General features: G+C 64.8%; 20 protein-coding genes. 10 read left to right on the top strand and 10 right to left on the bottom strand.

Annotated features, from left to right (window positions below):
* Positions 1–90 precede the first annotated feature (90 nt).
* Positions 91–1,137: a hypothetical protein gene (locus KF791_12310; GenBank protein MBX3733365.1), complete on the top strand. Its 1,047-nt coding sequence runs from the start codon at positions 91–93 to the stop codon at positions 1,135–1,137.
* Between the two features lie 153 nt (positions 1,138–1,290).
* On the opposite strand, the gene KF791_12305 is transcribed toward KF791_12310, so the two are convergent.
* From KF791_12305 to KF791_12290, 4 genes are all read right to left on the bottom strand, one after another.
* Positions 1,291–2,589: a Gfo/Idh/MocA family oxidoreductase gene (locus tag KF791_12305; protein MBX3733364.1), complete on the bottom strand. Its 1,299-nt coding sequence runs from the start codon at positions 2,587–2,589 to the stop codon at positions 1,291–1,293.
* A gap of 195 nt (positions 2,590–2,784) precedes the next feature.
* On the bottom strand, positions 2,785–4,467 hold the full coding sequence (locus tag KF791_12300) for an SUMF1/EgtB/PvdO family nonheme iron enzyme (protein ID MBX3733363.1): 1,683 nt from the start codon (positions 4,465–4,467) through the stop codon (positions 2,785–2,787).
* Positions 4,468–4,605: 138 nt separating this feature from the next.
* Entirely contained in the window at positions 4,606–5,352 is a 747-nt protein-coding gene (locus KF791_12295; protein MBX3733362.1) for a type II secretion system protein, read from the bottom strand.
* An 8-nt stretch (positions 5,353–5,360) separates the two neighbouring features.
* The gene (locus KF791_12290; protein MBX3733361.1) at positions 5,361–6,686 is read right to left on the bottom strand and encodes a glucuronate isomerase; all 1,326 of its coding nucleotides are present in this window, start codon (positions 6,684–6,686) and stop codon (positions 5,361–5,363) included.
* A 101-nt stretch (positions 6,687–6,787) separates the two neighbouring features.
* On the opposite strand from KF791_12290, the gene KF791_12285 reads away from it, so the two are divergent.
* The 6 genes from KF791_12285 (at position 6,788) to KF791_12260 (ending at position 12,002) form a co-directional block, all read left to right on the top strand.
* On the top strand, positions 6,788–7,663 hold the full coding sequence (locus KF791_12285; GenBank protein MBX3733360.1) for a methyltransferase: 876 nt from the start codon (positions 6,788–6,790) through the stop codon (positions 7,661–7,663).
* 183 nt (positions 7,664–7,846) lie between these two features.
* Positions 7,847–8,125, top strand: coding sequence for an acylphosphatase (locus tag KF791_12280; GenBank protein MBX3733359.1), 279 nt, complete (start codon positions 7,847–7,849; stop codon positions 8,123–8,125).
* A gap of 5 nt (positions 8,126–8,130) precedes the next feature.
* Positions 8,131–8,853 (top strand): metallophosphoesterase family protein, encoded by a 723-nt coding sequence (locus tag KF791_12275; protein MBX3733358.1) that lies wholly within the window; start codon positions 8,131–8,133, stop codon positions 8,851–8,853.
* A 33-nt stretch (positions 8,854–8,886) separates the two neighbouring features.
* Positions 8,887–9,939: a lipopolysaccharide heptosyltransferase II gene (gene waaF, locus KF791_12270; protein ID MBX3733357.1), complete on the top strand. Its 1,053-nt coding sequence runs from the start codon at positions 8,887–8,889 to the stop codon at positions 9,937–9,939.
* A 10-nt stretch (positions 9,940–9,949) separates the two neighbouring features.
* Positions 9,950–10,876 carry a hypothetical protein gene (locus tag KF791_12265; GenBank protein MBX3733356.1) on the top strand — a complete coding sequence of 309 codons (927 nt, stop codon included), beginning with the start codon at positions 9,950–9,952 and terminating at the stop codon, positions 10,874–10,876.
* Positions 10,854–12,002 carry a DUF481 domain-containing protein gene (locus tag KF791_12260; protein MBX3733355.1) on the top strand — a complete coding sequence of 383 codons (1,149 nt, stop codon included), beginning with the start codon at positions 10,854–10,856 and terminating at the stop codon, positions 12,000–12,002. The genes KF791_12265 and KF791_12260 overlap by 23 nt, the downstream gene beginning before the upstream one ends.
* Here the strand turns inward: KF791_12260 and KF791_12255 are convergent.
* Both KF791_12255 and KF791_12250 read right to left on the bottom strand, forming a co-directional pair.
* A complete protein-coding gene (locus tag KF791_12255) occupies positions 11,999–13,411 on the bottom strand; it encodes an FAD-binding protein (protein ID MBX3733354.1) in 1,413 nt (470 codons plus the stop codon). The two genes, KF791_12260 and KF791_12255, sit on opposite strands and share 4 nt — an antisense overlap.
* The gene (locus tag KF791_12250; GenBank protein MBX3733353.1) at positions 13,408–13,644 is read right to left on the bottom strand and encodes a hypothetical protein; all 237 of its coding nucleotides are present in this window, start codon (positions 13,642–13,644) and stop codon (positions 13,408–13,410) included. Before KF791_12250 ends, KF791_12255 begins: the two co-directional genes overlap by 4 nt.
* 219 nt (positions 13,645–13,863) lie before the next feature.
* On the opposite strand from KF791_12250, the gene KF791_12245 reads away from it, so the two are divergent.
* Positions 13,864–15,420 (top strand): DUF11 domain-containing protein, encoded by a 1,557-nt coding sequence (locus tag KF791_12245; protein MBX3733352.1) that lies wholly within the window; start codon positions 13,864–13,866, stop codon positions 15,418–15,420.
* Between the two features lie 647 nt (positions 15,421–16,067).
* Here KF791_12245 and KF791_12240 read toward each other — a convergent pair.
* Positions 16,068–18,614 carry a PQQ-dependent sugar dehydrogenase gene (locus KF791_12240; protein ID MBX3733351.1) on the bottom strand — a complete coding sequence of 849 codons (2,547 nt, stop codon included), beginning with the start codon at positions 18,612–18,614 and terminating at the stop codon, positions 16,068–16,070.
* 134 nt (positions 18,615–18,748) lie between these two features.
* Here KF791_12240 and lgt point away from each other — a divergent pair, with 134 nt between their 5' ends.
* Complete coding sequence (gene lgt, locus KF791_12235) at positions 18,749–19,531, top strand: prolipoprotein diacylglyceryl transferase (GenBank protein MBX3733350.1); 783 nt, start codon at positions 18,749–18,751, stop codon at positions 19,529–19,531.
* 3 nt (positions 19,532–19,534) lie between these two features.
* The gene (locus KF791_12230) at positions 19,535–20,509 is read left to right on the top strand and encodes an RluA family pseudouridine synthase (GenBank protein ID MBX3733349.1); all 975 of its coding nucleotides are present in this window, start codon (positions 19,535–19,537) and stop codon (positions 20,507–20,509) included.
* On the opposite strand, the gene KF791_12225 is transcribed toward KF791_12230, so the two are convergent.
* From KF791_12225 to KF791_12215, 3 genes are all read right to left on the bottom strand, one after another.
* Positions 20,493–21,413 carry a prepilin-type N-terminal cleavage/methylation domain-containing protein gene (locus tag KF791_12225; GenBank protein MBX3733348.1) on the bottom strand — a complete coding sequence of 307 codons (921 nt, stop codon included), beginning with the start codon at positions 21,411–21,413 and terminating at the stop codon, positions 20,493–20,495. The genes KF791_12230 and KF791_12225 overlap by 17 nt on opposite strands.
* A 144-nt stretch (positions 21,414–21,557) precedes the next feature.
* Complete coding sequence (gene tal, locus KF791_12220; GenBank protein MBX3733347.1) at positions 21,558–22,517, bottom strand: transaldolase; 960 nt, start codon at positions 22,515–22,517, stop codon at positions 21,558–21,560.
* A gap of 58 nt (positions 22,518–22,575) precedes the next feature.
* On the bottom strand, positions 22,576–23,283 hold the full coding sequence (locus KF791_12215) for a DUF1080 domain-containing protein (GenBank protein ID MBX3733346.1): 708 nt from the start codon (positions 23,281–23,283) through the stop codon (positions 22,576–22,578).
* Positions 23,284–23,418 lie beyond the last annotated feature (135 nt).

Here is a 23,418-nt window from a genome sequence, read left to right as displayed (position 1 = left end):
CGCGGATGAATCCAGAAGATTCTCCGACCGGAATTTGATCCCCGCCGATTTCACCCCGGTGTTCGCCTGCAGATGATTCCTCGTTTCCTGATGCGATCCGTTGTTCTGTGGGCGGTTCTGACGCCCAATGCGGCCCGGGCCATCATTACCTACGGCGCCGGCAACGGGAACACCACGCGCCCGCCAGCGCCGCTCGAGGACAGTGGCTGGATCTCCCAGACCGACCTGCCGCCTTCCGCGACGGCCGTGGGACGGCATCATTTCCTGACAGCCACCCACGTGGGAACCCAGGTGGGAGGGACCATCCATTTCGATGGCCTGACCTACACGGTGGTTCGAACCGCGGACGCTCCCGGAACCGACCTCCGCCTGCTGGAGATCGCCGGTCGCCTGGCGACCGGACGCATCGCGGTCCCGTACACAGGCACAGACGAGGTGGGCCGGGGGGTAGTGCTGCACGGTCACGGATGGGGCCGGGGGACACCGGTGTTCCGGACGGTGCCCGGTGGCGAGGAGCTTCGGGGATGGCTCTGGGGGGGCCAGACGGGACGCTTGCGTTGGGGCACCAACGTCATCACAGGCGTGACCGCGTCTCCGGGGAATGCGAGCTTGCTGGTATCCATCTTTTCTTCAGACGGCGGAGACCATGAGGCCACGGTGGCGTCCGGAGATTCGGGGGGAGGTGTGTTTTTGCTCGACGCCAGTGGACGGTGGGTGCTGGCCGGGGTGATCTACGACGTCGAGGCCAGATTCAGGCAGACCGTCGAGTCCCCGAGCTTCAGCGCCGCCCTGTTCGACCGACGGGGCTTCTTCGCGCGCACGACCGACGGCATCTGGGCTCAGATTGCGGACGACGACAGCACCCCCGGGACGATCTGGCAGGCATCGCGCGTTTCCCCAGTCACCGGATGGCTGGCCACCGAAACCCAACGCAGTCCATCAACCTCCTGGCCGGTGCTGCGCTCCTCGATGACGGCCGCGGGCCCGTATCGGGAGCATGAAGCCTATGCCGTAAATCCCTCGTTGAGGGTTGTCCGCTTCAAGAATTCCGACCTCCAGCGTTTTTTTCAACTCGATGGGGAATCGCGGATCCAGTCCATCGAGGACCGGGGGGATTTTCTGGAAATTCAATATTGAAACCCAACCGGTGCGCGCCATCGAGTCGGCTTCCAGAGGAACCCATTGGGCGCGGCCCAAGGATGGCAAACCCCACACGGGGACCCGACGGGCAAACGGATCGCACCCACCGAGCCCCTCCCACCGGACCGCCCCGGTGCGCGCCGGAACGGATCAACTCAGCTTCCACTGCCCGGGCATCGCGATTTTGTAGAAGCCGTCGGCATCCGGGAGCGACTTGGGCTCGGCATCCCAGGCCAGACGATCCGGAAACAGGTTGAGATCGGAATTGAGCGCCTGCTCCCAGCCGATCTCCACCCCGGAGTAGGTGGCAAACCGTCCCATGATCGCCGTCAGGGTGGACTTGGCACCGTTGAATCCTTCATTGTACTCGGTGTTGTTTCGAATGGCAGCGAACAGGTCGTCATGTTCCTGCTGGTAGGGGTCCACCGGCTTCGCCGACCGGAACCGCCAGTCGTCGCCGGAAACGGGCTTGATCTGGTGCCCACCTACATTGCAGGTGCCCTTGGTTCCCACTGCGTGCTCATTGACTTCGCTCCAGCAGCCGCGGATATGACGGCACTGGCTGAACACGGTGGACCCGTCGGCATAGAAGTACTCCACGGCATGGTGGTCGTAGATCTCCCCGTATTCGCGGGCGGTGCGCACCTGCCGGCCGCCCATGCCACGGGCCTTCACCGGGTAGCCATCCTTCACCCAGTTGGCGACATCGAGATTGTGGATGTGCTGCTCGACGATGTGATCACCGCACAACCAATTGAAGTAGTACCAGTTGCGCATCTGGTACTCCATCTCGGTCTGGCCGGGCTTCCGCGGATTCACCCACACGCCGGCGTCGTTCCAGTAGACCCGCATGGTGTGGATGTCCCCGATGGCGCCGTCGTGCAGGCGCCGGACGGTCTCGATGTAGCCTGGCTGGTGATGCCGCTGCAGGCCGATGCCCACCTTGAGATTCTTGCGCTTCGCCTCCTCCGCCGCGGCCAGGAACCGCCGCACCCCCGGGCCATCCGTCGCCACGGGCTTCTCGGCGAACACGTGCTTTCCCTGACGAATCGCCTCCTCGAAATGCATCGGACGGAATCCCGGAGGTGTCGCCAGGATCACCACGTCGGCGAGCGCGATCGCGTCCTTGTAACCGTCAAACCCGACGAACTGCCGCTCGGCCGGGACATCCACCTTGGAGCCCTGTGACTGCTTGAGGTTGGCCAGTGCCCCCTCCAACCGGTCTTGAAAGGCGTCCGCAACCGCCACCAGTCGGGTTCCCGGAACGTTCAACGCCTGATTGGCGGCGCCCGATCCGCGGCCACCGCAGCCGACAAGGGCGATCTTCAGGGTGTCGCTCGACTGCGCGAACACAAGGCGGCCGGCGGCGAGGGCGCCGACGGCGGCCGTTCCCGAGGACGAGATGAAGCGCCGCCGGGAAACACCCGGGAGGCTGACGTGGGAATTCATGGGAAACAGTGGATTCGTTGCGTTTTTCGACTCCGGACCGCGCCCGCAGATTCATTGGAGATTCTTGCAAGGCCGGATGGATTCGAACTGTGTGGATCGGCCGGTCCGGGGGCAAGCGCCGAATCCCTGATCATCGAGATTCAAGATTCGCTCCCCTTCGGACGTCCCGATCCCCCGCCCGCGTGCGACGGAGAGTCACTTCTGTGCCGGCCAACTGGTCCACCAACGTGCCAGTTCGGCCGGAGTCTCCGGAACCTTCAACGGGCGAACCACCCGCCAGCCGAGAAACTGGGCGTCCGTAAGGTACCATCGCGACTTCGGCAACTGGGGGTCGCGCATCTTCCAACCGGAATCGCTGGCCTGTCGCGCCGCACAACGGAGCTTCTCAAGGTCATCATCCCATGAGCCGCCACGGGCCACATGAGGGTACTCCGCAAACCCGAACAGCACCGGATTGTCCGGCGGCAGCAGCGAGTAGGCATCGGCCTTGTACCCATCGGTGACCCACTCGGCCACATTCCCCAGCATGTCATGGAGCCCGAAGGGATTGGGCTTTTTCTGCCCCACCTTCTGGTACTTGCCGTCCGCATTGTCAAAAAACCACGCGTACTCTCCCGCCTGGTCTGGGTCATCCCCCCAGAAGTAGGTCGTCGAGGTGCCCGCCCTCGCCGCGTACTCCCACTCCGCCTCGGTGGCCAACCGGTAGAAATGTCCGGTCTTCGCCGACAGCCAGCGGCAGTACATGAGCGCCGCGTAATGGGTCATGCTGATCGCCGGAAACCCGTCCTTGCCCATCCCGAAGCTCATTTCCACGTACGGGGTGGTCGGACGGCTGACCGCATCCGCCTCGCGACCCGTGTACGGATTGCCGCCGTCCGGAGGCCTCGCGAACTCCATCATCAACAGCAATTCCCGATTAACCCGCTCGGTGCTGACGTTGGCCCCCTTTTCCAGGCTGGGGAACTGAAACAGTTCATACTCGTTCCAGGTGACCTCGTTCCTGCCCATCCAGAACGGATCCACCCGGACCCGACGCCGCGGCGATTCATCCGGTTGGTGGCCGGGGGTGTCGGAATCGCTCCCCATCTCAAATTCCCCCCCGGGAATCGCCACCATCTCGAAAGTCACCGAGTCGTGGACCGTTTCCGAGTAGTCCTTGTGCACCACGGGCGAGGTCTGCTCGTTCTTCAGCAACATCGCATGCAACGCAGCGATCACCGCATCCCAGTCCCGATCCCCGGAGGCATCGGGTTCCCGCTCCTGGAGAACCAACCCCTCGGGCCAATACGCGCCCTGATCAATCCAGTCGCGCAGGAGATCCGTCCTGGACACTGGCAATGGCCCCCCTTTCTTCGCCGGAGGCATCAAGTCGTCGTGATCGGCCGGCAGGATCGTGGTGGTGTAGACCGCCGACGCCAGGGCATCCCCCGGCACCAGGTGCGGTGACGTCAACGCCGCCTCACGATCATCCAGGCGCAGTTTTCCCTTGGCATTGCCCTCCTTGTGACACGACACACACGACATCTCGAGCAGCGGCTTGACCTGCCGGACAAAATCCACTTTTTCACGCTGTTGAAGCCGGATTTCCGCGGGCCAGACGGCACCCTCGGCGATCCAGAGCCGGAGCGTCTCCTGCTGGGCGGCGGACAACTTCTCCCCCTTGGGAGGCATCACGTCGTCGTGATCCTCCGGAAGCGTCGTCAAGGTGTACAACGACGACTTGGCCGGTTCGCCCGGAACCAGGGAAGTGCCGGCGTCCCCACCCCGAATGGCTGCCTCGCGCGTCGTGAGCGACAGGTCCCCCTTGGGCTTTTCGTCCCCGTGACACTTGAGGCAGTACACCTCCAGCACCGGCCGGACCTCGCGTTTGAAATCCACCGCGGCGCCCGCGGGACCGAAGGCCGCGAGGGCACCCGCAAGAAGTCCGGGGAACAACGTCTTCAGTTGCGTCACGCGCCAAGTTATCCCGGCGGTGCCTTCCGGTGTCAAACCCGGGCCGGACTTCGGCACCACCGCTCACTGCAGGGAGGTCCTGCCGGTGAGCTCGTCGTCGTCCCAGCCGCGCCGACTGTGGAACACCCACCAGTCCACCTCGTCCTTGCGCCGCTTCTCGGGTGCGGCGTGGTTGTCGGCAAAAATCAGATTCAACCGGTCGCCATGGGCCGAGCGGTCCCAGTTCCAGTACGGGATTTCCCACAGCAGCACGGCGCGCGACGGACTGACGACATCGGCATCGCGCCGGCCGCTCACCGGTTTGCGCTCCTCATAGGTCCCGTTCTTCCGGAGGTAGATGTGATTCCAGATGTACGTGACGTGATCGTTGTCGCGCAGCAGATCCCGAAGCATTCCGATCGAGGGGTCCTTGGCCCGGATGCCCGCCGGGCAGGTGAACAGGCCGGGAAGCGGCTGTCGGACGAGGCGACCGGTGTAGTTGGTTGGCTTGTTGCCGTTCTTCGCCAGGTAGGGTTCGAGCAGCTCCGGAAGCCAGACATTGTCGGGACGCAGCGCGTGGTCGGCCCCCCAGGCGCGCCCCCAGTTTCGGACCAGGGGAAACCGGGCGCCGAAGTCGGCCGCATACAACGCAGTGGCGATGCCAATCTGCTTCTGGTTGTTGAGGCAGTACGCGTGGTGCGCGCGGGCCTTGGCCTTGGCAAGCGCCGGGAGCAGCATGCCGGCCAGGATGGCAATGATGGCGATGACCACAAGCAACTCGATCAGGGTGAAGCCCCTGCAAAAAGCCGACCGCCCCGCCGAGGATTTCATGCTCCACCTCACGCACCTCCCTCACGAGAGTCAAGCCCGTTTCCGAGAGGTGCCCCCCCGATCCCGGCGGCCTCGAAATCCGGACGTCCGGAGCCGGCAGAGGCGCAAAAGCGCCGGAAGGCCCCACCCAGCAACTCGTCGGTGTCCCGAGCGATTTCGGCATCCGACACCAGCCACCCCGACACGGCCAGATCCCGGTACCTGGCCGCGAGAGCGTTCGTCAGAATGTCCCGGAAGTGCGCCCACTTGTAGACCAACTGGTCCAGAACCCGGGCGTCGCTGTGCTGGGCGGTAAAGCTGGTGCCCAGCAACTCCAGTCGCAGGGTCGTGATCTCGTCGGCGAGGCGGGGAATATTGGTGAACCACCAGCAGCCAAACGGATGGAGATTGCGGAACTTCCGGGCCAGCACGACGAGCTCATGCTGGTTTTCCCGGCTCAGGCAGGTGACGAGAAACCGATGCTCCGGGTGGGCGGCGCACAGGTTCTCGAGCGCCAGGAGATCGCTGCGCCCAAGCCCGTCCCCGGCGAGACGAAGCGCCGGATTCACCGCCCGCCGCACCCCCATCATCAGGGCAAACGGCTGTCCGTGTTCGCGGCAATGCGGCAGCACGGCGTTCTCGATCATCCACGCGGCCGTCGAGTCCCCGGGCCAAGCGAACGACGGCGGGAGGGACACCATGCAATAGCGCGCGTCGAGACGCCGGGTCCAGAGCTCCAGGAACCGCCGGATGGCGTCCGCCGTGGCCTGGTTCCGTTCCGGAGAAACAGGAAACCCGTCGGACTGGAGCGCACCGGACGACGCAGGCCAGTCGAGGAGGAGCGGGTCAATCCGCAGGGCTGCAAAAAATCGGGGATCCCTCACCAGTCCCCGCTGCCACACTGCGCGCTCCGCGGGATCCCATGGCGAATTGGTCATGCCAACGCCCGCGACGCGGGCGGCGGTCATCACGCGGTCCGCAAACGTCGCCGGAGTCTGTTCCGCGAACCAGCGGCGCAACGCCGGGAGGTCCTGCCGCCGCGGGTCAAGACCCAGGGCTTGCAGGGTGGTCAGCACACCGCGGCACGCTTCCGAAACCGGGGAATGCTTGACGAACAGGGCATCCCATATGTAGGCCGCCTGCTGTCCGCGGGGCGCCGCCCAAAACTGGTCGAACGGCACCTCCAGCTGGCGGAAGGCCTCACTGACCAGATAGTGGTACACCAATTGTTCATCCAGCCCCCACAGCACAAGGGATCCGAAGGACGGGTCGAAGAGATGCGTGTGGATGTCGAGCACCGGGGTGGCATCCAGCGCACGCCGGACCCGGTCCCGCCAGTCGGAGTCGGAAAGCACCGCAACAGGCTATCCGATGAGGCGCCAGGAACGAAGCCGGAAGCACCGCCCGCAGTCCCTGCCGGACACCGCGGCCGTGCCGCCGGGGGCAGACCTCTCCCGTGACCCCCCGCTTCCAACTGGTCCAACTCCGCAACGGTTCCTGGAGCATTCGGGACCTTGAGGTTGCCGAGACCTACCACCCGGTGGTCGGCCCCGCAGCGGAGGCGGATGCATTGTACGTCCGCCAATTGCGCATTGCCGATCGCCTGCGTGCCGTGCGGGAGGAGCCATTTGTCGTCTGGGACGTCGGGCTAGGCGCGGCCGCCAACCCGCTCGCCGTGGCCCACTCGGTCCGCGCGGAAACCGGCCGGTTGAGAGTTCTGAGCTTCGACCACACCCTGGAGCCGCTGCGATTTGCGCTCCGCCATGCCGGGTGCCTCCAATACCTTCACGGCTTTGAGGCCGGGGTCCGAAACTTGCTGGACCAGGGGCAGTCCACGTTCCGGTCCGGGGCGGTCACGGTGGATTGGACGCTGCACCTGGGCGATTTCCCGACCGTGCTCCATGGCCCGGAGGCACCGGCCTGGCCGGCCCCAAATGCCATTCTGTTCGACGCGTTTTCCCCGGCGCGGAATCCGTCCATGTGGACGCTGCCCCTGCTGACCCGGCTTCGATTGCTGGCCCACGAAGCATCGCCCTGCGCCCTCGCGACGTACTCCCGGGCCACCCTCGTCCGGGTCTCGCTCCTCCGGGCCGGATGGATCGTGGGGGTCGGATGTTCCACCGGGGAAAAGGACGAAACGACCGTGGCGGCCAATCAGGCATCGCTTGTGGAGCGTCCGCTGGACGACACCTGGCTGCTGCGCGCCATGCGCTCGTGCAGCGCCGAGCCGATGACGACGGTGCCGTACGTGCAGGCACCGATGTCCCCGGCAACCCGCGAGGCCCTGCGGGACCACCCGCAATTTGCCGGCAGCGCCATTCGGACGGGCTGAGCGGTCCAGGGGCGTGCGACCGGACCCGCTCCGGGCAGGGCGCATGCGCCCCCCGGCCGATGGAGACGAAAACCGGAGACAAAACCATTGCCTCATCCGGCATGGATATGGCTAAGTCACTCGCCTGTTCGTGATCAGAAACATCAACATTTCAAGGACCCCACCCGGGCGGGAAGGTCATTGATGAACCGCCGCCGCATGCAGGTGCTCTACACAGGCCACGTCCAGGGCGTGGGCTTTCGATACCAGGCCAAGCAGCTTTCCACCGGATTCGAGGTCACGGGGCGCGTGCGCAACCTTCCGGACGGCCGCGTGGAACTGGTTGCCGAGGGCGAGGAATCGGAGCTTGAAGCGTTCCGGAAGGCGGTTCGCTCAAGCGGACTTCACGGGCTGATTCGCGACGAGGACATCCGGTGGTCGGGCCCAAGCGGAGAATTCCGGGACTTCGCGATCACCTCGTGACGCCGATGAAGTACGCCATCATTGCCGACATCCACGCCAATCTGGAGGCCTTCCAGGTGGTCCTTGAGGACATCAAGCTGCAGCAATGCACCCATGTGGCCTGCCTTGGCGACATTGTCGGCTACGGGGCCAACCCGAAGGAATGTCTTGAAATCGTCCGGGGGATGAATATTCCGACCGTCAAGGGAAACCACGACGAGTACATCAGCGTGGATGATGACCCCGATGGCTTCAACGACGCCGCGGCGGAAGCGGTGAACTGGTCGCGCTCCCAATTGACCCCGGAGGACCGGAAGTGGCTGCGCGAACTGAAATACCAGAGGCTGGTCGCGAACTTCACCGTCGTGCATGCGACCCTCGACGTTCCCCAACGGTGGGGGTACGTCTTCGAGAAGCTCGAGGCCGCCGCCAGCTTCACCTACCAGCACACCCAGGTGTGCTTTTTCGGCCACACCCATGTGCCCGTCGCGTTCATTCGCGACACGGGCGTCCGGGGCGGCACCTACTCGAAATTCCGCGTGGAGCCGGGCAAGAAGTATTTCGTCAACGTCGGAAGCGTCGGCCAGCCCCGGGACGGTTCCCCCAAGGCCGCCTACGTGGTGTACGACATGGCTCAACAAACCATCGAACTCCGCCGGCTGGAATACCCGGTGGCCGAGGCCCAGCGCAAAATTCGCGCGGCAGGACTCCCCGACCGCCTTGCGGACCGGCTGGCGGTTGGCCGGTAGGCGGGCGGACAGGCCGTTTCGGCGCGGGTTTCGATGAAGATTCTCATCCTGAAACCCAGCTCCCTGGGCGACGTCGTGCAGGCCCTTCCCGTGGCCCGACTGATCCGCTCCCACTTCCCCGCCGCGACCGTGGACTGGTGGATCCATACGGATCTGGTGCCCCTGCTGGCCGACGATCCCGACATCCATCGCGTCATTCCCTTCGATCGAAAGGCCTGGGGGCGTCCGTCAGGATTCATCGCGGCGGGCCGGGAAATTTCGGGGTTGCGACGGGAGCGGTACGACTGGGTGCTCGACCTCCAGGCCCTCGCGCGCAGCGCCGCCGTGGCGTGGCTGACCCGCGGCGCCCTGACCGTGGGGCTCGATGACCGACGCGAAGGAGCCCCGGCGGCCTATGACCTCGCCGTCCCCCGCCCCGGGCCGAACCGCCACGCCGTGGAGTGGTACCTCGCCGTGCTCCGGACGCTGAAGGTTCCCATCCACTGGAATTTTGAATGGATTCCCCATCACCCGCGGGCGGCAGCGGCAATCCGCAGCCTGTCGTGCGGCGACGAAACGGTCTGGATCGCCCTGCAACCCGGGGCCCGGTGGATGAACAAACGCTGGCCGGTCACCCATTACGGTGAACTCGCACGCCGGCTGACTCTCAGGGATCCCAGATGGCGCGTGGCCGTCCTCGGGGGCCCGGGGGACCGCCCCCTGGGCGAAGAAGTCACCCGGGTCGCCGGAAACCGGACCGTGGATCTGACCGGACGCCTCTCTCTGCCCGAGATGATCGAGTTGATCCGCAACTGCGCTCTGATGGTGACCAACGACACCGGGCCGATGCATGTCGCCGCCGCCCTCCGCCGTCCGGTGCTCGCGCTCTTCGGCCCCACCGATCCCGCGCGCACCGGTCCCTACGGCCAGCAGAACTCCGTCCTGCAGGTCGGTCTCGACTGCGTGCCGTGCCTGAAGTCTTCGTGCAGTCATCCGATCCCCATGGCCTGTCTCGCGGGTCTGGAGGTGGAGCGCGTGGTGCGGGAGGCCTTGGACCGGCTGGAATCCGCCCGCCCGCCTCCTTGCCCGGATGCCCCAAAACCCTAGAGTTCGCCGCATGAACCGTTCCTCGGCGCTGCCGGCCCTGATGGTGGGCGTCTGTGGCGTCTCGCTGCTGCGCGCCCAGGTGGATGTGGATCTCGCGATGGAGCGCGATGCCTTTCTGCCTGCGGAGCCGGTGGAAGTGTCTGTGCGATTTGCCAACTTCACCGGCGCACCACTGACCCTCGGCGCCGATGCCGAATGGATCCAGTTCACCGTGGAGGGCGTGGACGGACGGGTGGTCACCAAGCGGTCGGACCCGCCGGAAACGGGTGAATTCACCCTCGAACAGGCCACCCGCGGAAAGCTTCGTTGGAACCTGACACCCCTGTTCTCCCTCGAGGATCCCGGGATGTATCGCGTGTACGCGACCGTCTCGCTTCCGGACGGAGATCTCCAGACCACGACGCCAAAGGTGTTTGAAATTGTGCCGGGCGTTGCGCTCCACGAGCCCCGGGAGGTGGGCGTCCGGTTGCCCGACGGCACCACCGACCGGCGCAAGTACATCCTCCAGCAGGTCAATTTCCTCAAGAAGCTCCAACTGTACCTCCGGATCACGGATCCCACCGAGTCGCGTACCCACGCGATCATCGCCCTGGGGCCCACCGTCAATTTCGATCGGCCGCAATGGGTGGTGGACCGGGAGACCCGATTTCACGTGCTGCACCGGGCAACGGGAGATCTGTATGCGTATCACATTTTTCAGGGTGACGGTTCCCTGCAGACGCGACAGCTCTGGCAGGGAGATCCGCGTCCCGATCTGGTCTTCGTGAATGACGCTGGCGAGGTCGGCGTCCGAAGGGGCCGACGACGTCCGGATCCCTCCGATATTCCCGCGGTCCTGCCAGCAAAATCCCCGGGGCCTGCGGCTGCAGCGGAAATCCCCCCGCCGGAGGTGCCGCCCACGAATTCAACGAGTGATGCCCCGCCTCCGCCCCCCTGATCCGCCGCGAATCCATGCCGGCAGGGTCTGGATGGTCTTGGCGGTCTGGTGGATGGTGTGCCTGGGCAATGCCGCTGCCGCCGCGGAACCGGTAATCCTCCTCCTGAAGAACGGGGACCGGATTTCCGGGGAGGTCGTTTCCACAAACGCAAATCGCATCGTCATCCGCTCGCCATTCACCGGCAGGATCCCGGTGCCGCGGGAGCACATCCGGCGGATCACTTCCGAGTCCGAACTGGCGCAGGAGGCGGCGGCGGCGGTTGCTGCGGCGGAGGCGCCGGCCAAGGAGGCCGCGACACCTGTGGCCACCACGGAGGCACCGGAATCCCCCGTGCCACCGCCACCGCCACCGCCACCGCCGGCAACCCCAATTCAACCGTCGTCGCCACCCGCGGTTGCTGCCGCAAGCCCCCTGGCACCGACCAATGCGGTACCCGCCACCCCGCTGATTCCCGGCTGGTTCACCGGCATCTGGACCAACTGGCACGGTAATCTGCAGGCCGGCCTGAACATGGGGATGGGCACCACGGACCGGCTGAATATCTACCTCAACTCGTCGGCCTCGAAAAAGTGGGGACGCACGGTCAGTTCGGTGACTTACAACGTTTCCTACGGGGAGGTGAATGGCGTACCAAACGCCAACATCATGGCGGGAACCGTCAAGGTGGACGTGGAGCTCTCCCCAAACCGACGGTTGTACACCTACACGCAGGGCGCTGCCGGATACGACGTCATCCGGAAAATTGAACTCGAATATCTGGTCGGCGGTGGTTTCGGCTACCGGATCATGGACAAACCCAAACGCGTGCTCGCCGTCGAACTGGGCGCCCAATACCAGGAATTCAACTACACCGTCGGCAATGATCTCACCACCGTTGCGCTGCGCCTTGGCCAGAACTTCAACACCTCGATTGAGAAGCTGTCGGTCAACCAGAGGTTCGGGTTCACCCCGTCCTTCGATGAGTTCTCCAACTACCAGTTCAACTTCGCCCTCACGCTCAGCTACCCGCTGTTTAAGCCGCTGACCATCAATCTCAATGTCATCAACCAGTACCTGTCCCGGCCGGCCACAGGGGTTCAGAACAATGACCTGCAGGTCCAGACCACGCTTGGGGTGACTTTCTAGCCCTCCGAACGCCCCCGACCGCCGGATGCGACGTCCGGGAGGAACTTGCCCGGGTTCAGGATGCCTGCCGGGTCCAGCGCGCGCTTGATCGCGAGATGCAAGTCCCGGGACTCCCTGGAAACCGCGTCCGACCACCAACGCCGCTTTGCCAGTCCGATGCCATGTTCCCCGGTGATCACGCCCCCAAGGGCAAGCACACCGCGGAACAGGTCATCCAGGCAGGCTTCACTCCGCTCCCGCTGGGCCGGATCGTCATCGTCCCGCATCACATTGACGTGGATGTTGCCGTCCCCGGCATGACCGAAACAGGCAAGCGGCAGGCGATGCCGCCGCTGCAGCCGCGCCGTCAGGCGAAAAAGATCCTCCAGACGGCTCCGGGGAACGACGATGTCCTCATTCAGCTTGGTCAGCCCGGTATCGCGCAGCGAATTACTGAACTGCCTCCGGAGACCCCAGAACTTCTCGCAACCGGCATCTCCAAGACCTCGTTGGAGCAGGACCGGACGGCAACCGCGAAGGACCTTGGCGAGGGCGTCCAGTTCCCGGCAGACGCTGGCCCGGTGACCATCCAGCTCGACGATCACATGTGCGCCGCAACGTCCCAGCAGCCGGGACCCCGTACGGCGCTCCGCCGCCCGCAGCGTGAAGGTGTCCGCCAGCTCCAGCGCCGAAGGCAGAAAGCCCGCCTTGAAGATCCGCCGGATCGCCTTTGCAGCGGAGGCCATGTCGGCAAACCCGACCCCCAGGCAGGCCCGATAGGGCGGCTTCGGGATGAGTTTCAGGGTCGCCTCGGTGACCACCCCCAGCATGCCTTCACTGCCCACGAACAAGCGGTGGAGGTCAAAACCAGTCTTGTTCTTGTGGGTGCGGGACCCGACACGAACCACCGATCCATCCGAAAGAACCACCTGCAAACCAAGCACATAGTCCCGAGTCACTCCATACTTGAGGCAGCGCGGTCCCCCGGCATTCGTGGCAATGTTCCCGCCAAGGCTGCATTCGGCACGGCTCGCCGGATCCGGCGGGTAGTACAGGCCCCGGCGCTCGACCGCATCCTGGAGGCGGCCCGTGATCACCCCGGGTTGAACGACCGCAACAAAATCCCCCGGTGAAATCGAGAGGATGCGATTCATTCGCGCCAGTGACAGGGCGATTCCCCCATGAGAAGGGACGCATCCGCCGACGTAGCCATAGCCCGATCCACGCGCGGTCACGGGAATCCGGTGGCGGGCGGCAAACGCCAGGATCCGGCTGACCGATGCCACGGACTCCGGCAGGCCCACCGCATCTGGTGTCTGCGCCGCGTACCAGCGATCGCCGGAATGCGCCTGACGGGTCTCCAGATCCAGCCGGAATTCCCCCTCGGGCAACTGCCGCGCCAGAGCTCTCAGCCGGGCGGCGGAGTTCATGGACCGTCCAGCCCGCCGGGAATCTCCTGCGACTGAAGAAACTCACGCACCTCGGCCTCCTCGGCGGACGGCACCTGGACGCAGATGCCCCCGGTGACCATGGAATATCCTTCTGTTGCAAGGGCAGCTCCCATGTTCTTCAGCGACACCGTAAATCCGGCCGCCTCCAACCGGGAACGTGTCATGTCCGCCTCGACCGGACTGAAATGGTTCGAGACCGTCACCCAATCCATGGTCGGTGGAGTACCACCCGGAATCCGCAGGAGCAACCCAAACCAAGCTGCCCGATGAACTTGACATCCATCGCACCGGGTGAGATTCATCCGGTCGCGATTTCGAAATCCGTCCGATTGCCCCGTTGCCACAGCGCCATTGGTCCCGTCCCGGGCCGACGTGTCCTGGGGGAACCGAGGGGGCGGCCGGTACCGCAGCCGCATCATCCAAAAACACCTATGAGCATCTCCCAAAAGCGCTCTTCCAGCCTTCGCCGCTGGATGGTAGCCACCGCCACTCTGTGTGGTCTGACGGCACTCGCCGGCTCCCAGACCGTCTCCACCGGCTCCCGGGCCTCAAGCCTCCTGTTCGCCCAGGCCCGGCCAACTGTCATCATTGGCGCCCCGGGAGCTGCCGCACCCGCTGCTCCGACCGTCGCCGCTGCCGGAAGCACGGCCAATTGCTCTTCGGTGAACAGCGGACTCATCCAGGCCAGCAAATCCATGCCGGCCGAAGTGTCCATCAATGACACGTTCACCTACACAATCACCGTCACCCCGGTGGCGTGCGTCGGTAATGTGGTGGTGACCGAGACCATCCCACCGGGAGCCTCCCTGGTGAGCACCGATCCCCAAGGCAGCGCGGCGGGCGGTACGGTGACCTGGAATCTTGGAGACCTCAATGCGGGCGAGACCAAGGTGCTGAAAGTGACGGTCAAGGCGGACAAGGAAGGCACGCTGGCCTCCTGTGCGACCATCAAGGCCGATCCTCGCGTGTGCGCTCAGACCGTGGTCGGCAAGCCGCAGCTGGCCATCGAAAAGACCGGTCCCGCCGAGGCGCAGCTCGGGCAGGACGTGGCGTATTCGATCGTCGTGAAGAACATCGGCAATGCCGTGGCCAAGGGCGTCGTGGTGACCGACAAGGTTCCGGCCGGGCTGGGCGGTGTGCGTGAGGTTCCCTTCACCGTGGGCGATCTCGCCCCGGGAGCCTCAAGGACCATTCCGATCACCCTCAAGGCGGCCGAGCGCGGCAAGTTCTGCAACGTGGCCGTCGCCTCCGCGGCCAACGCCCCAAGCGTTCAGGACGACGCCTGCACCGAAATCTTCAAACACCTGCTGAAGGTGACCAAGACGGGTCCTGCCGAGGAGTTCTTTGGCAAGCAGGCCACCTACACCGTCGAGGTGCATAACCAAGGTGACCGCCCGCAGACCCAGGTGGTCGTCACGGATACCGCCCCCTCGCAGACCAAGATCGTGAATGCCCCGGGTGCCTCCATCGCCGGCAACACCGCGACCTGGACCGTCCCGACCCTCAATGCGGGCGAGAAGAAGCAGTTCACCGTGGTGCTCACCACCTCCCAGCAGGGACGCTTCTGCAACACAGTGTCGGCCCGGAGCGCACAGGGGCTCACCGATACTGCCGAGGCTTGCACGGTCTGGAAGGGCGTTCCGGGAATCCTGATCGAATACGTGGATGACCCCGATCCGATCCAGGTCGGTGAAACCTCGAACTACACGATCCGGATCACCAACCAAGGGTATGCCGACCTGACCAACGTGACCTGCGTTGTCGAACCCGACACCGAGGTTGACCCGGTCAGTGCGTCGAGCGGCGGTACGATCGTCAACCGCAAGGTGGTCTACCCGACCGCTCCGAAGCTCGCCCCGAAGCAGTCCCTCACCTACACCTATGTGGGCAAGGGTGTCGAAGTGGGTCAGGCCTACACCCGGGTGCTGGTCAACTGCGACGAGGTGAAGGCGCCGATTGAAGAGGTCGAAGTGACCAACGTCTACTAAGGCCTGAAACCTCCCGCCCCCTGAGGGCGGTCTACGGGCGCCTCCGGAAATCGGAGGCGCCCTTTTCGTTGGATCACCCGGCGGACTCCCACACCACCGGGCGTTCGGCCTACATGTATTCGACGTTCGAGGGAGGGAACCACTCCTTCAACGGGATCTCGGTTGCCCGGAAGCGGTGTCGCGTCATCCCCGCCGAGGTCCAGTTGCCGCACATCATCTCCCGCCACGATGCGCACCACCGTCGCGATCGCGGACAGGACCTGCCGTGCTCAAACCCAGACGCTTCCCCCAGGCGTGGTCCATCGCCCTCGCGATGATCCACGCCCGTTGTGCGTCACCTCCGACGAATCAGCCTGCCACGATCCTTCCCGTTGCCATGGCGAACCCGACATCCGCTGCGGGAGCATGGGAAGCGAAGTCGTGGGCCTGAATTCCAAGACTGGGGTGAAAGATCCTCGGAACGAAGCGGATCAAGATTCCCCTCAAAAAATTCCGCCTTGGAAACCGGCTGGGGCTTCACAACACGTTCTTGGGAAGTCTGCCCCCCTGATTTCCAACCCATTGCCTCGCTGCAATGTCCGAAAAGACGCAACGCCAGATTCTGTCGTCCACGTTGCGGCAGCCGCCCTCCAGTTGAAGACGCCCGTTCAGGGAGATTCCGGACGAATCCGAAACAGCCCCCCATCGCCATCGGGAATCTCAAACTGCCATTCACGCGGCTCTGACGGATACGAGGGATCGTTGCCGGGCAGATCCACAAACTCCCAGGAATCGGATCCCAGGACACCCGCCTCCTCAAGGTTTAGCGAGCGGTTTGCGGGCTGAACCGCCCTCAGGATCACCCGTCCACCGTCCAGAAGGGCCTCCAACCCGGATGCGGTCTGCGCCGGCGGATCTCCCAGCTCGTCAATCCACTGCATAATCAATTGCACTCCTGCGGGATCCGGAATCGCGCTCGCCAGCGGCGGCATCTGGCGCGGACCTCGGACGGCAATCCGTTGAAGCAGTTGCGAGTGAAACGGATCCCCGGGAAGCAAGACCAGATTGGCCGGATCACCGCCATCATCGTTCAGACGTCCAAAGAGGATCCCCGTACTGGCGGTGCGAGTGGCCAGACGGAGATCGAGGGGTCCCCCCCCTGTACCGCCGCTGCGGTGGCACGGGGCACAGTTCACTGCCAGCCACGACCGGGCCCGGTACTCCAGACTGACCGACGCATCCTCCGGGGCCGCCAAACGGCGGAGCGGACGTGTGGATGCCGGCGGATTCGAGAAATAGCCTGCCGCCGACAATGCGGCCACCTGGTTGATCGTCCCGGAAAACCCATGGATCTCGCGATTCAACTGGGCGGTCTGGAAGCTCAGAGTGTGGCCTGCCTGAGGCGTGTGGCAGGCGAGGCATTCCGCCCGTCCCGGGTACCGCCAGACGACCGGTACCATCCGACCATCCACTTCACGATCAATGACTTCATCGTCTCCCTCTTCCGGAACCAGCAGAGCCTCTGAGGGGGAGCTCCACCGGTAGGCAAATCCGTGGACACCGAGGTCGTTTCGGACCAGAAACCGGGTTTCCACCCGTCGCCGGGTCGTGGAATCACCAGGCACCGTCTGCAGCTCAAAATGCTTGACCCACACGGTGCCTTCAGGGGCTGTCCATGGAGCTTCCGGCGAGAACCCGATCCTGGAGTCCTCCGAAGGCAGGGCGAACCAACGCTGCTTGGAAGCGCCATCCGACCAGAACGACAGATTGACGTCATAGGGCACCATGCCGTCGGCCGGCGTGAGTGTCGCCAGGTCCGTGAATGCCCCCGTCCCTGACAGCAGCGGAGGCAGGGGCTCACCGGAAAACTCGGCGTCGTACTCCAGCCGCCCGATGAGGCCGGTGCTCAACTGGCAGGCCAGCACCGCACCGTCACGAGGGTCGGTTCCAAACGCCGAAACCGCCGCAAAGCCCGTGAGGCGTGTCACCACCGGACGCCCCCCTGCCGCATCACGCTTCAACGACCAGACGTTGCCGCCGACGTAGTCGCCAAAGATGTAGGCGCCATGCAATGCCGAGAGGAGGCGCCCGCGATAGACGACCCCGCCGGTCACCGAACGCCCTCGCAGGGGACCAGTGCCGTGAGGGTAGGTGTAGAGCGGGGCGACATAGTTGAATTCCGGATTGGTCAGGAATCCGGCCGGGGCCCCGGCCTTCGGGCCCGACAAAGTTCCCTCGCGAAAGGCCCACCCGTGATTCGCCCCCTTTCGACTCACGAACACCATCTCCTGGGCGCTTTGACCCACGTCTCCGATCCACAGCTCGCCGGTGCTGCGATCAAAGGAAAACCGCCAAGGATTGCGCAAACCGACCGCCCAGAATTCGGTCCGGACCCGCTCCGGATCCACCTCCCGCCCCAGGAAGCTGGTGGCACCGACGAACGGATTGTCCGGAGGGATCGCATAGTTGGTGGTGTAGGCAAACGTCTCGGCCGGATTGTTGAGATCGCGATTGGGGGGCAGCGAGCCGGGTCGCCGGTCCACATCAATCCGAAGGATCCCCGCGAATAGGTCCCGATCAATCCGCTGACTGTTTCCATAGTTATCGTTACCCCCACCCTCATCTCCGACCGACACGTAAAGATACCCATCAGGACCGAAGTGAAGATCCCCGCCATTGTGGTTGGCTGCATCATCCGGCTCGCGGAACAGGGGAATCTCGGATTCGGAATCTGCCACGTTGGGATCATGAGCCGAAACGCGGAACTCGCTGAGCACATCGTGCAGGTAGCGGACCCCGGGGGGGCCGGTCATCTGGGTGCGAAAAACAAAAAACCTGCCGTTTTGCGCGTATCGGGGGTGGAAAGCCAGTCCGAGCAACCCCTGCTCGCCCCCGTAGACCGTTCGGTTCCGGATATCCAGGAAGACAGTACGCGTCGGTGCCGCCAGATTGGTGACCACGAGGATCCGCCCCCGCTGTTCCACGATGAACAGCCGGTTGGTTTCCCCCGGGGGCGAGACGACCGCCACGGGCGCTTCCGAACGGAACCCAAGCGCATCCACGAACCGATAGCCCGGTGCCCCGGGATTCAGCGGAACCGTCAGGTGCCCGGCAACCACCCGGTCGGGGATGCCGGAACCGATCGCGATCACGCCGCTCCACAGGGAGAGCAGAACTGTAAAAACCTGTCGAATCACCCCGGCAACCTGCCTCACGAGGCGAACGAGTAAAGTCCAGGATCCGCATTCGACGCGAAAGACCCGTGGGGGACAAACCACCGGGTTCCGGTGCGGCGGAATTCCATCACCGCCTTCCCCTCAACGCAGGCCCCGCTTAAGGTCCGCGGCCTGTGAAGCCGATCCTCTTCCAATGGGGCCACCTGTCCATCCACGCCTTTGGGGTGCTCGTGGCGCTGGGCTTCCTGGCCGGACTTTGGATCGCCGGCCGCAACGCCAGGGCCGCCGGCCTCTCCGCCGCGATGGTTCACGACTTGGCCCCCTGGTTGGTATTGGGCGGTCTCGCCGGCGCGCGACTGTGGTATGTCGTGAGCTATTGGAACCGCGACTTTGCCGGCCAGCCTTGGACGGAGATGTTCGCCATCTGGAGGGGAGGGCTGGTGTTCTATGGCGGGCTCGTCGCCGCCACGCTGCTCACCTTGTGGCGGCTGCACCAGCTGAAGCTCCCCATGTGGACGGTGGCGGACTGTCTCGCCCCGGGAATTGTGGTCGGGCATGCATTCGGGCGGCTGGGTTGCCTCATGAACGGCTGCTGCTTCGGACGACCAACGGGGGTCGCCTGGGCGATCCGGTTTCCGTCCGATCACGCCACCGAAGGGACGGGGGTGCATCCGGTCCAGATTTATGAGGCCGGGTTGAATCTGATTTTTTTCGCCCTGCTCCAGCTTCTGTTCAAGCGGCGCCGGTTCCCCGGACAGGTCTTTTGTGCCTACCTCGCCGGCTATGCCGTCCTGCGAAGCACGGTCGAAGTCTTCCGCGGCGATTACCCGCGGTCCGGGCTGCTTGCGGGCCTGACTCCGGGCCAGCAGACCAGCATCTTGATTCTTGCAGCCGGTATCCTTTTGTACCTTTGGCTGCAGCGGCGCCCCCGACCCGTCACGGCGCCGCGGCCCTGAATCATGCCCGAACTCGACGTTTTCACGGTGGACACCTCGCTGCCCGGGGTGCGGCTGGACCGCTTTCTCCACGAGCGGTATGCCGACAGTTCCCGGGGCGAAATCCAGCGATTGCTGGCTCAGGGCTGCGTCCGGGTGAATGGGCGGCCCCCAAAGCCCGCACAGCACCCGCGAGCCGGGGATGTGGTGCAGGTCGAATGGCCGGATCCCACGCCGGCGACGGTGCTCCCGGAGGCCATCCCGCTGGAGGTGCTTTACGAAGACGCCGATGTGCTGGTGATCAACAAGTCATCGGACCTGGTGATGCATCCGGCCGCCGGGCACAAGGACGGCACTCTCGTGAACGCGCTGTTGCACCATTGCCACGGGCAACTCAGCGGCATCGGGGGTGTCATCCGTCCGGGAATCGTGCATCGGCTGGATCGGGACACCACCGGATGCCTTGTGGTGGCGAAACATGATGTCACCCACCGGGACCTCCAGGACCAGTTCGCCACCCGCCGGGTTGAAAAGCTGTACCAGTGCCTGGTTTGCGGTGATCTGGATCCACCCTCGGGCCTGATCTCGGGCCGGATCGCGCGGCATTCGGTGGATCGGAAGCGTATGACGCTGACCGAGGGCGACGGCCGGGATTCCCGGACCACCTACCGGTTGCTGGAACGACTCCGGAGCGCGGCGTTTGTGGAAGCCCGGATCCACACCGGACGCACCCACCAGGTACGGGTCCATTTTCAACACCTCGGATTCCCCCTGGTGGGCGACCACGTGTATGGACACCGGGCAAATGTCCGGCTCCTCGAGGCGACCGGCTACCGGGCGCCGCGCCAGATGCTCCACGCCCGCACCCTCGGATTTGTCCACCCCGCCAGTCGGAAGTGGTGCGATTTCCACGCGCCGCTGCCCGCCGACTTTAAAGAGGCCCTTGAAACGCTGAGGCAGACCTCCGGCTCCGACCCGGAACCTACAGCCCCGCGGTAGCAGGCAGCGGCCGGGTGGCCCGCTCCTGAAGCCACCGGATGTCCCGATTGTAGGGTTGCTCCAGGGCATGATCGGCATCCACCCAGCTTGTGCCGCGCCGCAGGGGCGGCATCGTGCGCCCGTCCACCCAGCGGCGGATCTCCGAATGGCCGTCGGCAAACGAAAGCCCCCCGGCCTGCCCATGATAGGCCCCCGGCAGATCCACCTGCCAGCGCACCTGTTCCGGCGCATCCGGCCACCCAGTCATATCAATGAGGAAGTTGCCGTAATTGATGGTGTCCTCACGCTGGTCCCAAAAAAGCGCCGTCATGGAGGCTCCCGGATCCACCAGATCCCCAAGCCGGCGGTACAGGCGCCACGGCGGACTGACGGCGCCGGTTGACAGCGACAACGCGCCGCCAAATCCACCGAACCACAGGCTCATGGACATGCTGCGGACACGCGGCACGATGCGCCCCTGCCACGGCCCCGAAGACGGGGTCACCCGGCTCGCGTCGGACGGACATCGAAAGATGGCGGCAGCGCCACCGCAGTAGGGCCAGATCGGGCTGACATGAATGTCGCGCGTGACATCCCAGTTTGACGGATTGTCCGGATTCAAATCCAGCCAGCCATCCACCCAGGCCGGCATGGCCAGTTCCGTTTCACGCGTGGACGCACTGGCCGCAGGGATCCGGTCCGAATGGTCCAACGCGTAATTGAGCCAGGCCAGGGTGAGCTGCCGGTGGTGGTTCATGCACTGGATGCCCTGCGCCCGCTGACGGGATCTCCCCAGCACCGGGAGCAGCAACCCGGCCAGAACCGCGACGACGGCAACGACGACCAGGAGTTCAACGAGGGAGAATCCCGTCCGACTCCCCCGAACACTTGACCTCCTGCTTGAATGGCCGACGCCCCCCGCCATGGAGAACCATGCCGGGGACGATCCGAACCGGCAAGGGGCTCCGGTTCACCCCCCCCGTAGATTCGCAGCACACGATCCGGGGGCGCCCCGAGGGCCATCGCGGATGCCAGCGCCCGGTCGGAGCCGTCAACAGCCGGGATTCGATCAAAGGGAGAAATGCTTCCGCACGTAGGCCTCCAGCTTTCTCGCGTCGGCGTTGAACCGGCGGATGCCCTCCGCAAGCTTGTCGGTGGCCATGGCGTCCTCGTTGTGCATCCAGCGGAACGTCTTTTCGTCGAGCGCCAGTTTTTCACCCGGGCTCTTCTGCGCCGCCTCCGGGGTCAACGCCGGGGTGAGCTCCCCCTCGCTGGCCGCCAGCCGGTCAATCAGGTCCGGACTGATCGTCAGCAGGTCGCAGCCCGCCAGCCGCGTGATCTGCTCAATCCGCCGGAAGCTCGCACCCATCACCTGGGTCCGGTATCCGAACTTCTTGAAATAATTGTAGATGGCAGTGACGGACGCGACACCGGGATCGGCATCGGGGGAGATCTCGGCACCGCTCTCCTTGCGGTAGTAGTCGTAGATGCGGCCGACGAACGGCGAAATCAGGGTCACGCGCGCCTCCGCACAGGCGACGGCCTGCGCGAAGCTGAACAGCAGCGTCAGATTGCAATGGATCCCCTCGGTCTCCAACGCCTCCGCGGCACGAATGCCCTCCCAGGTGCTGCCGAGCTTGATCAGCACGCGCTCCCGGGAGATGCCCGCCTCCTCATACATCGCAATCAATGACCGGGCCTTGGCGAGGCTGGCCTCTCGGTCAAAGCTGAACCGGGCATCCACCTCCGTGGAGACCCGGCCGGGCACATGCTTCAGGATCTCAATCCCGAACAGCACGAACAACCGGTCCATCATCGCCACCAGCCGGGACTCCGCGTCCCCGGACACCCCTTGCGCGAACGCGACCGCCTGGTCCACCAGATCGCGGTATTGCGGCATCTGCGCCGCACCGAGGATCAGCGAGGGATTGGTGGTCGCATCCTGCGGATGCGTCCGCGCGATGGCGTCAATGTCGCCGGTATCGGCAACCACCACCGTGTACTTCTTCAGTGAGTCGAGCAGGGACATGGAATGCAGGGAGGATCGGGGACCGCCGGACGTGGTGCAGGCCGGTGCGACCGGCAGCCTAATCCAGCTTTTTCACGCGGATGTTCTTGTAGTAGACGAAACTGCCGGGATCGTGCGCCTGGAGGGCGATGGTGCCGGCATTGAGCTTGCGTTCAAAGTCCTTGCCGATCTCGCGACCCGCTTCCTCCTGGAACTCATTGACCAGTTTGCCGTCCACGAACACCTGAATCGTGTCGCCCTGGACCCGGATGCGGTAGTCCCACCACTCGTTGTCACGCGCCGGTGTTTCGCGAACGTCCTTCACTGCGTAGACACTCCCGGTCCGGCGCCAGTCGCTTTGGGAATTGTTGACCTGAATCTCATAGCCGCCCCAGGGCCATCCGGCATCCTGGAATTTGGTGTGGACGTATACGCCCCCGTTGGCGCCCGGCGCGGTCATCACGTCGAGGCGCACCTCAAAGTCCTTGAACGGCTGCAACGGGCCCACGTAGTAGTTGTGACTGCGGTCGCCGTTGGCGAGGAAGGCTCCATTGACGATCTTCCAGGCTTTGGGGTTTTCACTCACCCGCCAGCCGTCCCAAGTGCCGTCAAAAATGAAGGTGTAGCCCTCCGCATCGGTGGTTCCGAGGCGGGTCCCGGGGGCGGTCAGGGGCGGACCCGACGCCTTGGACGTCGTTGAGGTCTCGGAGGGTTTTGCCGTGTGATGGACACAGCCGGAAACCACGACGGCGGTGCCAATCGCGAAGAGGGACAGCGAAAATTTCATGACCGGGCGCCTTGATACGCAGACCTCCCGGGGCCCGCAAAGCAAATCCCGACGGGTGGAAGCCTCGACGAAGCGTCGCGAGGTCATTGCCCGAGGCCAGTGCTTGCCCGCGCCGACAGCGGCGGCAACGATCCT

The sequence above is a fragment of the Verrucomicrobiia bacterium genome (assembly GCA_019634635.1).
GTDB lineage: Bacteria > Verrucomicrobiota > Verrucomicrobiia > Limisphaerales > UBA9464 > UBA9464.
This window is presented reverse-complemented; position numbering and strand designations above follow the sequence as displayed.